At 70.1% G+C, this 12604-nt stretch carries 9 protein-coding genes; 7 read left to right on the forward strand and 2 right to left on the reverse strand.

Features of this window, described 5'->3' with window-relative positions; genetic code table 11:
• Window positions 1-62: 62 nt before the first annotated feature.
• Entirely contained in the window at window positions 63-482 is a 420-nt protein-coding gene (locus tag GIY23_RS01560; RefSeq protein ID WP_323847469.1) for a VOC family protein, read from the reverse strand.
• A 273-nt stretch (window positions 483-755) separates the two neighbouring features.
• On the opposite strand from GIY23_RS01560, the gene GIY23_RS01565 reads away from it, so the two are divergent.
• Together GIY23_RS01565 and GIY23_RS22560 are read left to right on the forward strand one after the other, a co-directional pair.
• Complete coding sequence (locus GIY23_RS01565; protein WP_154075025.1) at window positions 756-1598, forward strand: DUF4231 domain-containing protein; 843 nt, start codon at window positions 756-758, stop codon at window positions 1596-1598.
• Window positions 1599-1763: 165 nt separating this feature from the next.
• Entirely contained in the window at window positions 1764-2429 is a 666-nt protein-coding gene (locus GIY23_RS22560; RefSeq protein ID WP_187351988.1) for a hypothetical protein, read from the forward strand.
• Window positions 2430-2675: 246 nt separating this feature from the next.
• Here the strand turns inward: GIY23_RS22560 and GIY23_RS01575 are convergent, their stop codons facing one another.
• Window positions 2676-3164: an inorganic diphosphatase gene (locus GIY23_RS01575; RefSeq protein WP_154075026.1), complete on the reverse strand. Its 489-nt coding sequence runs from the start codon at window positions 3162-3164 to the stop codon at window positions 2676-2678.
• Between the two features lie 145 nt (window positions 3165-3309).
• Here GIY23_RS01575 and dacB point away from each other — a divergent pair, with 145 nt between their 5' ends.
• The 5 genes from dacB to ftsH all read left to right on the forward strand — a co-directional run bounded on the left by dacB (window position 3310) and on the right by ftsH (window position 12534).
• Window positions 3310-6828 carry a D-alanyl-D-alanine carboxypeptidase/D-alanyl-D-alanine endopeptidase gene (gene dacB / locus GIY23_RS22875; RefSeq protein WP_228717489.1) on the forward strand — a complete coding sequence of 1173 codons (3519 nt, stop codon included), beginning with the start codon at window positions 3310-3312 and terminating at the stop codon, window positions 6826-6828.
• 198 nt (window positions 6829-7026) lie between these two features.
• A complete protein-coding gene (locus GIY23_RS01585; protein WP_154078536.1) occupies window positions 7027-8136 on the forward strand; it encodes a zinc-dependent metalloprotease in 1110 nt (369 codons plus the stop codon).
• Window positions 8137-8296: 160 nt separating this feature from the next.
• Window positions 8297-9292: a tRNA lysidine(34) synthetase TilS gene (gene tilS, locus GIY23_RS01590; protein WP_228717490.1), complete on the forward strand. Its 996-nt coding sequence runs from the start codon at window positions 8297-8299 to the stop codon at window positions 9290-9292.
• A 31-nt stretch (window positions 9293-9323) separates the two neighbouring features.
• Window positions 9324-9881 carry a hypoxanthine phosphoribosyltransferase gene (gene hpt / locus GIY23_RS01595; protein WP_154075028.1) on the forward strand — a complete coding sequence of 186 codons (558 nt, stop codon included), beginning with the start codon at window positions 9324-9326 and terminating at the stop codon, window positions 9879-9881.
• A 235-nt stretch (window positions 9882-10116) separates the two neighbouring features.
• Window positions 10117-12534, forward strand: coding sequence for an ATP-dependent zinc metalloprotease FtsH (gene ftsH / locus GIY23_RS01600; RefSeq protein ID WP_154075029.1), 2418 nt, complete (start codon window positions 10117-10119; stop codon window positions 12532-12534).
• Window positions 12535-12604 lie beyond the last annotated feature (70 nt).

A 12604-nucleotide genomic window follows, 5' to 3' on the forward strand; every position in this document is an offset into this window, starting at 1 on the left:
GCCCCAATTTCGCCTAAGTCCTGTGTGGACAGTATGTGGTGTGCTTAATCCACAGTAGACCCTTATGTCTCACCTTTGTCGACCACGCAGAACCGATTTCCTTCGGTGTCGGCGAGAACGACGAAATCCGCGTCGTCCGGGTAGTCGTGCCACTCGACGCGCCCGGCGCCGAGTGTGACGAGCCGTTCCACCTCGCCATCCTGGTCGTCGGTGTAGAGGTCCAGGTGAACGCGTGGTCGTGCCTCGAGGGGACTTTCGGACAGTGTCACCGAAATGTTGGGTCCGATGCCGGATTTCGGCGCGAGAACGACGAAAGTGTCGTCCTGTCCGCGACTACGCCGAACGTAACCGAGTGCCTCGCACCAGAACCGCACGCGCGTGGGACGTCCGACGCGCCGACCACGACCGCACCGATCCGTAGCTGCGTGGGCGTGAGTCTTGTGGGGTCGTCCGGCGGGCGCAACCTCCGCTACCCGGCCCACGGAGCACCACCGTCTGAAAGGACTTCTCGCTCCAGACCCGGAGATCGCAGCGGAAGATCGGGAGAGTACTCTCGCGTTGCGCGCTCATGTCGGGGGTGAGTGCTCTGGTGGGCTTCAGTGGCGTCTTCGTGTCGACGATCGCAGTATCCTGAGATCAATCGCGCCGCCGTGACGTTCTGTGCAGCTTTCATGTCGGTCGTCACTCGCACAGCCGATTGTGGTGGAGCCCGGGAACTACTTCGATCGCAGTGATGCCCGGAAGGATCGGTTGTGATGCAGAGTGCTGAGGTTTCTCCAGGGATCGTCGGGGGTGGCGTGATCCCGGAGGGCGCGCCCCCGCAAGACCTGGAACGCCGGATCGCCGAGCGTTCCGAGAAGCTCTACCACGTCCGGCTCGTGCAGCGGATCCTGATGATCTGGGCCTATCCGGGCAATCTGGTCATTCTCGGCGTTTCGGTCGCTTCCGTGGCGGTGTTGCAGCAGCAACTCGCCGTGGTCGTGCCGCTCGCGGTACTCGTGCCCGCAGCGTCCCTGGTGGCCTCCGCGCGCGCCTTGTACCGGCAACATTTTCGGATCCGGTCGGTGCACACGCAGCTGAAGTCACTGCGAACCGAGCACGAGGAACATCTGCTCGACGAGCTCGGAGTCGAGGACCTGCTCGCCGCCCACAAGCGCTACCGCTCGCAGCTACCGGACGTCATCGCCCGCTACCGGGTGGAGTCACGTTCGTGCCGCCGCAAGCACAACGCGGTGCAGTCGGTCGTGATCGTCGGATCGATCCTGTCGGCTGCCGCGACGACGGCGTCGCTGTCACTCGCCGATGCGCGCGTCCCCGCCGTCGTGCTGAGCCTGCTCGTCGCGGTGAGCGCCGCGTTCGGTGGCTATGCGAAGTACCGCGAACGCAGCGTGAACCTGCAACAGACCGCCGATGCCTTGGAGCGTGAGTACGAGTCCGTGGAGCTGCGCGTCGGCCGGTATCGACGGTTCGGCACCGAACGCGAGGCCTACGCCGAGTTCGCTCACGAGGTCGAGACCCTGCGTGCCGAGCAGGCAAAGCGACGGCAGCACTGGGGACAGGTCTTCGTCGACGACGACACCGCGGTCGTCGGACGGTAGCCGACCGGCCCGGTCAAGTCCCCCGGTTGATCAATACCGGCCGCCGGATCACTTACTCGGTGTCGAGCTTTTGTGCCGCTGTGATCGCTGAGTCGTGGTGCGTGCACCTTCCGTAGCCTGCTTTCGCGTACGTGGAGATCACCGCGTGCAGAAAGGAGCAAGGCGATGAAGCGCACCCTGACCGCAGCCGCCACCGTGCTGGTGGGCAGCGCGGGAGTGGTCGGTATGACCGGCACCGCCAACGCCGTCGCGACCCCCGAGCCCCCCGCGAACCTCCCCGTCGACAACAACGTGGCCCAGACGGCGTACCACGCCGCGTCCGGTCTGCATTCGGCGACGGACGTGGTGGGCGACGTGGTCGAGATGGGCGACCCGGTACAGACCCAGCCGGCCGGCCCGTCGCCCGCACGCGGGGGCGAGACCGTTCCGAGCGACGCCTCCGGCGCGGAGCAACTGCTGATCCAGAACCTGCCGACCGAGCCGCTGTCGGCGCAGCCGGGCGCCAAGTCCGGCGGCGTGACCGACACGCTCGGCGGGGTGACCGACGGCGGCGCTCCGCTGCAGGACGGTCTCGCCGGCGACGCGGAGTTCGGCGGCGTGCCGACCGACGGTGTCGGCCAGAACCCGCTTCCGCAGGTGCCGGTCGTCGACGAGGTCGCCGGCCAGGTGGCGGCCCCGGTCGCCGGCGCCGCCGGCGGATCCAAGGCCGGCAACCCGGCCGACCTGCTCTCCGGAGTCGTCGGAGACGTCGCGCAACTGGAGCCCGGTCAGCTGCCGACCGACCAGCTCACCGGCGGCGGGCTGCCCACCGATCAACTCCCGATCGGCTGATACAGGACGGAATTCGTCCAGCCGAAATGGACGGACGAGCCCTGCGTGCGAAGGTCACGCAGGGCTCGTCCGTGTCCACAGTGGCCTATAAATGCGGAACACCCCGCACGAGGCGTTCCGGGCGAAGCTGCCCCTGGTCTGCGGTGGTGGTCGCTTACCGGCGTCCGGAACGCCGGAGCCCCTCGGCGTGCTCGGGCTGAGCACGCCGAGACCAAGCCTTGACGGGCACGATCGAAGACGGGCTACTCAGTGGCCGTGCTCCTTGGCGCGCCGGTAGGAGCGCTCGATCTCCTCCTCGGCCTCGATGCGGCCGACCCAGGTCGCGCCTTCCACGCTCTTGCCCGGCTCGAGGTCCTTGTACACCTCGAAGAAGTGCTGGATCTCCAGCTTGTAGAACTCGGACAGGTGGTGGATGTCCCTGAGGTGCTCCTGTCGCGGGTCGTCGGAGGGCGCGCAGATCAACTTGTCGTCGCCGCCCTTCTCGTCGCGCATCCGGAACATGCCGATTGCGCGCGCGCTGATGAGACAGCCCGGGAACGTCGGTTCCTGCACCAGCACCAAGGCGTCCAGCGGGTCGCCGTCCTCGCCCAGCGTGTTGTCCACGAAGCCGTAGTCCGCCGGGTACTGGGTGGCGGTGAACAGCGTGCGGTCGAGCCGGATGCGACCGCTCTTGTGGTCCACCTCGTACTTGTTCCGGGACCCCTTGGGGATCTCGATCGTGACGTCGAACTCCACGCGATTCCTCACTCGTCAAAGTCGGGTGCGGCCGCCGACTCGCACCGGTGGCCACGTCATAGTGTGGACCACGACAGGTCGCCGATCGTCACCGCAGTGCGTCACGTCGCATTCGACCACCGGGTCGATCTTCGAGGAGGAGTACGTGCCCGAACCCCACGACCCGCGGGGTGAGGCGTCCGACACGCCCGCGGAGGACGCTGCCGGAGCTGCGGCAGGCGGCCGGGAGCAGGGCGGGCGGCCACAGCGACCGTCGACCGACCGGTCCGCGAGGTCGACCCAGTTCGAGGGGGACCTCACTCTGTCCGTGGATGCCGAGGTCGCTGGGAACGCGGACGGAACCGATCCTGTGACCGTGGCAACAGACGCAGCGAACGAGGGTGAGTCCTCGGAATCACGTGACCGCGCCGAGGCGGATACCGAGGCCCGCTCGGTCCCCTCCACCGCCGCCGCACCAGCGCAGGGCGAAACCGTCGACGGGACGGACTCCGTCGGTCACGCGGGGAAGGCCTTGGACGGTGACGAAACCTCCGTCGAGGAGGGTGCGCCCTCTGCTGAGGAGGTCGAGGCCAGGGGCGCCGGCGCCGCCGCATCGCTCACGGAGACCGAACCGGTGGACGCGGTGTCCGAGGGCGCGCCTCCGCCGCCGCAGCCTGCCGAGGCCGACGAGTCGGCGGCTGCTGCGCCGGCCGCCTCCGAACCGACCGTCGAACCCGCCGGGTCGAGCAGCGACGCCACCGAGCTGGACGGCGCGATCGCCGAGGTCGAGCGCCCGGAGCAGACCGAGACGGCGACCGACGCGCCCACTGCGCAGGCAGCAGACACCGATGAATCGGACGTGCCCGAGCCCGCTGGGGTCGTGGGATCGGACCCGGACTCCGCGGAGGCCGACGCCTCGCAGGCGACCGACCCGGCGGGAGGCACGGCCGCGACCTCGGCGGCGCCTGTAGCGGAGGCTCCGATGGACAGCCGGGATGCCGAACACGGGGACGCCGAGCACTCGGATCCCGAGCCTTCGGAAGCCGCGGATTCGGAACCGGAGGAAGCGGCTGGCGTCACGGATGGCGCCGACGGTCCGGTATCCGCGCTCAGCGACGAGACCGGCGAGCAGACGAACGACGATGGCGCCGTCGAGCCCGCGTCGAGTGACGAACCGGGCGCGCCCGAGAGCGAGGCGTCGACCGGCACGGCGACAGCCGAACACGACACCGCCGAGCCCGCCTCCGCCGAGTCCGAGGCCGTGCCGGAAGCAGACGTCGAGCAGGCCGAAGTGCCTGACGAGACGGAGGAAGACGGCTCCGTCGCGTCGGAGACGGCTCCACAGACGTCGGAGGACGAGCGCGCCCCGCAGGCTGTGGACGAGACGCGCTCGCAGGCACGCGAGGATTCGGACACCGCGGACGTTGCGACGACGCCGTCGGACGATGCGGCCGTCGGGACGGTGTCGGCCGAGTCGGGAACCGACGAGTTCACACGTCCCGACATCGACGAGGGCGACCGCGCGGACTCCGATCCCGAACCGCTCACGGCTGAGTCGTCCGCCGCCGAAGGCTCCACGCCGGACGAACCCGCCGACACGCCCGCTGCGCAGGAGCCGGCTGCGGCCGAGCAGACGCAGGTGCTGCCATCGGTTGCATCCTCCGAGCGCCGGGACGCGCAACAGCCAGAGCCGGACCGATCCGCCGAGGCGGGAACCGAAACGGCCGACCACGCTCCGACGGACGTCGCTCGCGGCGCCCCGCTGGAGTCGGACGCCGAGCGGACGCAGGTGTTCACTCCGATCACCGCGGAACCGCCCGCGTCGGCACCCGCGGAGGCTCCGAGCGAGCAGACCGGAGTCATCCCTGCGGTCACGGACGGGACCACTGCGTCGTCGAGTGAACAGCGCCCGGCGGAGTCGGCGGCCGAGCGGACCGGAGTCATCCCTGCGGTGGACGCCGAGGCGGTCGCGACGCCGAGCGAGCCGGCACCGGCGGAGTCGGTGGCCGAACAGACCACCACGCTGCCGCCGATTCCGTCCGGACCTCCCACTCCGTCGCCAGGGGACGCGGGCACGCAGCGGATTTCCATGGCCGGGTTGCCGAGCGAACCGGATCCGCCCACTTCCCGGATCTCCCGGGGGTCCCTCCCTGCCGACATCGGCCCCGAGACTCAGCGGATTCCGGCCCTACCACCGGATTCCGGAACCGCGGGGCAGCCAACGCCCGATCCGGCCGACGAGGCGTTCCAGGGGCAGGTCGATCAGGGCGTCGAGTCCGGCGCCCCCGAGGGCGAGTCTCGCGGTGGGGTGCGTCGCGGGCTGCTCGTCGCCGCGTTGGCGACGGTCGTCGTCCTCGTGGCGGGTGTGGTCTTCGGTGTCGCCCAGTTCGGTGGTCCGACGATCGCCGAACCGCCGCCGCCGGTGCAGCTTCGCCCGTCGATCACCCCGGTCGGCTCGTCGGCGCCTGCGCCCACACCGAGCGGTACGGAGTCGGCGCTGGCGCAGGCCGCGTCGAACCCCGCTCTCGGCACCCTCGGTGGAGTCGTCGTCGACACGCGTTCCGGGGAGCGGTTGTGGGCATCGCAGCCCGGCACGCCACTGGTCCCCGCTTCGACCACCAAGGTCGTCACGGCGAGTGCGGCGCTGCTCGCGCTGGACCCGCAGCACCGATTCACCACGAAGGTCGTCCAGGGCGAGTCCCCGGGCAGTGTGGTGCTCGTCGGCGGCGGTGACCCCACGTTGAGCTCGCTGCCCCGGGGTGCGGAGTCGGTGTACCCGGGCGCGGCCCACATGGACGACCTCGCGGCACAGGTCGAGCGGGCCACCGGGGGTTCGGTCTCGTCGATCACCGTGGACACGAGCCGCTACGCCGGGCCGCCGCAGGCCTCCGGCTGGCTGCCGGAGGACGTCGCAGGCGGGTTCGTCGCCCCGATGGAGCCGGTGATGGTCGACGGCGGCAGGGCCGACCCGACCGAGGACACGAGCCCACGCTCGGCCGAGCCCGCACTCGACGCCGGAAGGGAACTCGGCGCACTCCTCGGGGTGGATGCGTCCGCCGTCGGTACGGGCACCGCTCCGCAGTCCGGCTCGGCGCCGGGCACCGTGCTCGGTCAGGTCCGGTCCGCGACCGTCCAGGACATGGTCGAGACCGTGCTTCAGCGTTCGGACAACGTGCTCGCGGAGGCGCTCGCGCGCGAGGTCGCCGTCGCGAGCGGCCGCCCAGCCTCGTTCGACGGCGCCACCTCCGCCGTTCGCGACGTGCTCGCGGGCAACGGGATCGACCTCACCGGTGTGACCCTCTCCGACGCCAGCGGGTTGTCCACCGACAACCGGATCACTCCCGAGGTGCTGGGTTCGCTGATCACGAACGCCAGCGCCGCGCCCGGCGCGGACGGTCTGCCGGAGGCTTCCCGGAAGTTGCGAGCGCTGCTGCCCGGGCTGCCGGTTGCAGGCGGCTCCGGGAGTCTCGCCGAGCGGTATCGCTCCGAGAACACCGAAGGCCGTGGCTGGGTGCGGGCCAAGACCGGCACGTTGACCGGGGCCAACAGCCTCGCCGGGACCGTCGTCACCCGCGACGGTCGATTGCTGGCCTTCGCGTTCATGTCCAACGGCACGCCTACCGAGTTCGCGCGACCGGCCCTCGACAACCTCGCGGCGACGCTGCGGGAGTGCGGGTGCCGCTGACAGGGCGCTACCGCCCACGTATGCCCGTAGGGCACGGTCGCGCGTGCTCAGCCTGAGCAGGGTGGAACGCCGGGCATGGACCACTCATCCAAGTGCCACGGTGCGCTCTGAGCCGGAGATCGTTCGCCCGTGCCCAGGTGCGCGGGTACGGTCGAGGTCGTGCGTACCCGTTCGCTCGGCCAGTCCGCGCCCGCCCTGATTCGAGGTGACGGGGCCGGTCGGGCCGGGCCGGGCACCCTCGACTGGGACACCGCCGTCGCGACCGCGACCCGGCTGGTTCAACCCGGACCACCGGGAGTCTCGCGCGAGGTCGCCGACCGGGCGGTGCGAGCGCTACGTGAGTACAGCCTCGTCGCCGAGACCCACGTTCGGGAACTCACCGACCTCGGCCACGAGCTGCCTGTGCGGCACGGTGACGTCGTCGACCGGCCGGGGTGGATCCGCAGCGCGGCCGGCGGCCTCGCCGAACTCACCGACATCGCGACGCGGCACGCGCAGCGCGATGACGACACCGACGAGTCCGCGGTCACCGCGCTGCTGGGCGGCGTCGGTCGGCAGGGCGCGGGCCTGCAGGCCGGAGTGGTGCTCGCCTACCTGGGGGCCAAGGTCCTCGGTCAGTTCGACCCGTTCGTTCCCGGCCCGGACGGTTCCGCCGACGGCAGGCTCGTCCTCGTCGCGCCGAACATCGTCGCCGCGCAACAGGCTCTCGACGTGCCCGCCGACGACTTCGCGATGTGGGTCTGCCTGCACGAGTCGACGCACCGCTTGCAGTTCACGGCCGTGCCGTGGCTCCGGGACTACTTCGCCGCGAGCCTGGCCGAGCTGATGTCCGAGATGGACGGAACCGCCACGGAACTCGCCGGACGGCTGCCTGCAGTGGTCAAGCAGGTCCGCGCGGGCCGCGAGGGGGATTCCAGTCCGGGAATGCTCGGGATCGTCGAGTTGGTGCAGTCTCCACGTCAACGCGCCGCCTTCGACCGGATCATCGCCCTGTCCACGTTGCTCGAGGGCCACGCCGATCACGTGATGGACGCCGTCGGTCCGGAGGTCGTGCCCTCGGTGCGCACCATCCGGGACCGGTTCACCCGGCGGCGTCAGGGCGGCGGGCTGCTCGACCGGGTGTTGCGGAGCCTGCTGGGCGTCGACGCGAAGATCAAGCAGTACGCGCAGGGGGCGGCGTTCACCGATCGGGTCGTCGACGTCGTCGGCATGGAGGGATTCAACGCAGTGTGGACCGCGCCGGAGAACCTGCCCAGCCGCGCCGAGATCACGAGCCCCGACTCCTGGGTCCGTCGTGTCCACGGGTGACGGACGGACCTCCCGCGAACACTGAGAGTGCAGTTGGGAACTGGCTGTCGTGCCCGTAGGGCACGCCTCGCACGGGACCGGCCGGGGCAGGGTGAGGGGCTCCGGGGCGGCGATACCGGACCATCCACCCAGTTCCATCATGCTCGGGGACACTGAGGTCGTGCCGTCACCCGATCCCGCTGTGAGCGCCGTGCGGTCGGCCGTGCGCCGCTTCCTCGCCTCCGCCGACGCGGTGCCGTTCGCCGAGGCGCCGCTGGTCGTCGCGTGCTCCGGGGGTGCGGATTCGCTGGCGCTCGCGGCAGCCGTCGCACACGTAGCGCCTCGGCGGGTGCGCGCGCTCGTGGTGGATCACCAGCTTCAGGCGGGATCGGCCGAGGTCGCCGCGCGGGCTGCCGAGCAGGTGCGCCGGATGGGCTGCGAGGACGTGCGCGTGTGCCGGGCCGAGGTGCGCGGTCCCGGTGGAGCAGAGGCCGCAGCGCGTCGCGCCCGCTACGACGTGCTGAGCCAGGAAAGCCCGGACGATGCTCTCGTCCTCCTCGGACACACCCTGGACGACCAGGCCGAAACCGTCCTGCTCGGCCTCGGACGGGGTTCGGGGCCGCGCTCGATCGCCGGTATGCGTCCGCTGTCCCCGCCGTGGGCGCGGCCGCTGCTCGACACGTCCCGCGTGACCACCCGCAAGGCCTGCAGTGCGCTCGGCCTCGAACCGTGGGACGACCCGCACAACGTCGATCCGACCTTCACCCGTGCCCGCCTGCGCGGCGAGGTGGTCCCGCTGCTCGAGGAGGTCCTGCAAGGCGGGGTCGCCGAGGCTCTCGCGCGCACTGCCGCGCAGCTGCAGGACGATTCCGACGCGCTCGACGCGCTCGGGTCCCGCCTCCGTGGTGAAGCGCACGTGCGTGACGAACTCGACACCGAGGTCCTCGCCGCGTGGCCCGCCGCCGTGCGCAGGCGCGCCCTCCGGGAGTGGCTGTACGCCCGTGGCGTGCCGGAACTCGACGACCGGCACCTGCGGGCCGCCGACGCGCTGGTCGGCCGCTGGCGTGGGCAGGGCCCGCACGCCTTGCCGGGCGGCTTTGAGCTGCGCCGGGCGCATGGCAGGCTTCGGGTGGACGACGGTGGACACGCTTGCACCGCCGGTGCGACCGGAGGGTGAACGTGCGCCCAACAGAGAGGGGAAGCCGGGCGTGTACGACGGCGACATCGCCTCGGTGCTCATCACCGAGCAACAGCTTCGGGACAAGATCAGCGAGATCGCCCAGAAGGTCGACAGCGACTACGAGGACGTCCACACCTCGGATCTGGTGCTCATCGGCGTGCTCAAGGGCGCCGTGATGTTCATGACCGACTTCGCGCGAGCGCTCGGGCGCTCGACGCAGCTGGAGTTCATGGCCGTGAGCTCCTACGGCTCGTCGACCTCGTCGTCGGGCGTCGTGCGGATCCTCAAGGACCTCGACCGCGACATCGCGGGTCGTCACGTGCTCGTCGTCGAGGACATCATCGACTCCGGACTCACCCTCTCCTGGTTGCTGAAGAACCTCGAGTCCCGCAACCCCGCCTCGCTCGAGGTGTGCACCCTGCTGCGCAAGCCGGACGCGGTTCAGGTCGAGGTGCCGGTGCGCTACGTCGGCTTCGACATTCCGAACGAGTTCGTCGTCGGCTACGGTCTCGACTACGCCGAGCGCTACCGCGACCTGCCCTACATCGGCACGCTCGACCCGAAGGTCTACACCTCGGGCCGGTAGCGGTGCGTGGTGGACGACACAGCATGCGGTGGTCACCGCCGGAACTCCTGTGGTTCGCCGACCGTTGACCCCCGTGGGTGGGTACCCTGGAAAGCCCGGCGGAAGACTCGCGCGGCTCGCCGGCTGCGGCGGGCTGTACGCTGGTCCGAACCGGGGGTGGACGTCGACAGGGACGCCCACCGCCGCCCGACGTCATTGTCAGGGAGGGTCGAGGCCGCCCGTCGGCCGGAAGTGAATGGACCGAAAGCGCCTACTCCGCAACCCGCTGTTGTGGTTCCTCGCGGTGTTGCTGCTGTTCTACACGTTCAACGTGCTCTTCGACGACACCCGCGGTTACGCGGAGGTGTCCACCGCAAGGGCTCTGGAGCAGATCGACCAAGGCCGGGTGGCCGAGGTCACGATCGAGGACAAGGAACAGCAGCTTCGCCTGACCCTCAACGAGGGCGAGCAGATCGACGGCAGTAACCGTCTGATCGCCCAGTTCCCTGCGGGCTCCACCGACGGGATCGTGCAAGAGATCCGCGGTGCCCAGATCAACAACTGGAACACCGAGGTCACTCAGGACTCGTTCCTGATGCAGATGTTGATCTATCTGATCCCGCTGGGTCTGCTGTTGCTCCTGCTGCTGTGGATGATGAACAAGCAGGGCGGCGGAAACCGCATCATGAACTTCGGCAAGTCCAAGGCCAAGCAGTTCACCAAGGACATGCCCAAGACGCTGTTCGGTGACGTCGCCGGTGCCGACGAGGCCGTCGAAGAGCTGCACGAGATCAAGGACTTCCTGCAGTACCCGAGCCGGTACCAGGCGCTGGGAGCGAAGATTCCGAAGGGCGTGCTGCTCTACGGGGCTCCCGGCACCGGCAAGACGCTTCTCGCCCGCGCCGTCGCAGGCGAGGCCGGGGTGCCGTTCTACTCGATCTCCGGTTCGGACTTCGTCGAGATGTTCGTCGGTGTCGGTGCCTCCCGCGTGCGCGACCTGTTCGAGCAGGCCAAGCAGAACGCGCCCTGCATCGTGTTCGTCGACGAGATCGACGCCGTCGGGCGTCAGCGTGGCGCCGGGCTCGGCGGCGGCCACGACGAGCGGGAGCAGACGCTGAACCAGCTGCTCGTCGAGATGGACGGGTTCGACTCGAACGCCAGCATCATCCTCATCGCCGCGACGAACCGCCCCGACATCCTCGACCCGGCGCTGCTGCGTCCCGGCCGTTTCGACCGACAGATTCCTGTCTCCCCGCCGGACATGGCCGGTCGTCGCGCGATCCTGGGCGTGCACACCCAGGGCAAGCCGTTGGCTCCCGACGCCGACGTGGAGGGACTGGCCAAGCGCACCGTCGGCTTCTCCGGTGCGGACCTGGAGAACGTGGTCAACGAGGCCGCGCTGCTCACGGCACGCGAGAACGGTCAGCTCATCACCAGTGCGGCGCTGGAGGAGTCCGTCGACCGCGTGATCGGCGGGCCGAGGCGCAAGAGCAAGATCATCTCTGACCGGGACAAGAAGATCACCGCTTACCACGAGGGTGGTCACGCGCTGGCCGCGTGGGCGATGTCCGACCTGGACCCGGTCTACAAGCTCACGATCCTGCCGCGCGGCCGTACCGGTGGTCACGCCCTTGTCGTCCCCGAGGACGACAAGGACATGATGACCCGGTCGGAGATGATCGCCCGGCTGGTGTTCGCGATGGGTGGCCGCACCGCGGAGGAACTCGTCTTCCACGAGCCGACCACCGGGGCCTCCAGCGACATCGAGCAAGCGACCAAGATCGCCCGCGCGATGGTCACCGAGTACGGCATGACCGCACGCCTCGGCGCCGTGAAGTACGGCAAGGAGGAGGGCGACCCGTTCGTCGGGCGTTCCGCCGGTCAGCAGCCCAACTACTCGCTCGAGGTCGCTCACGAGATCGACGAAGAGGTCCGCAAGCTCATCGAGACCGCCCACACCGAGGCGTGGGAGATCCTCAACACCTACCGGGACGTGCTCGACAACCTCGTGTTGGAGGTCATCGAGCAGGAGACGCTGAACCGCACGGAGCTGGAGCGCATCTTCGCCAAGGTCTCCAAGCGTCCCCGGATCACCGCGTTCGACGACTTCGGCGGTCGGACGCCGTCGGATCAGCCGCCGGTGAAGACGCCGGGTGAGCTGGCCAAGGAGCGCGGCGAGCCGTGGCCGCCTCCGGAGCAGCAGCCCGCTCCGGTCGGCGGCACCAACGGTTCCGCACCGCAGGGACAGTTGCCCCCGGGGCAGCCTCCGCAGGTGCAGTCGCCGCAGGGCCAGCCGTACCCGCAGGGCCAGCCGTACCCGCAGGGCCAGTCCGCTCCGCAGGGCCAGCCGTCTCCGCAGCAGTCCGGTCAGGATCAGGGAACGGTGCAGGTCCCGCAGACGAACCAGGACCCCTCGGCGCAGACCGGCGGCCCGTCCGCTCCGCGTGCGGTACCGCCGAACTACGGTGCGCCGCCAGGGTGGACTCCGGCGACGTCGCCGGGCAGCCGGGACACCCAGCACAGTTGGGTCCCCTCGTGGGAGCGTCCGCAGAACCACCAGGCGCCCACCCCACAGCCGGGGCAGGTCGCCGCTGACCCGAACCGCCCGCAGGGTGAGCAGAACGGCTCCGCGGACGAGTCCCAGCGCGAGGACCCGGACAGTCGGAACCAGTGACGGTGCTGTGCCCGGCTCTGCCGTGAGCTCGCGGTGGTGCGCGGGCACGGACCGGTGGAGGACGAGAAGC

The sequence above is a fragment of the Allosaccharopolyspora coralli genome (assembly GCF_009664835.1).
In the GTDB taxonomy this organism is placed as follows: Bacteria; Actinomycetota; Actinomycetes; order Mycobacteriales; family Pseudonocardiaceae; genus Allosaccharopolyspora; species Allosaccharopolyspora coralli.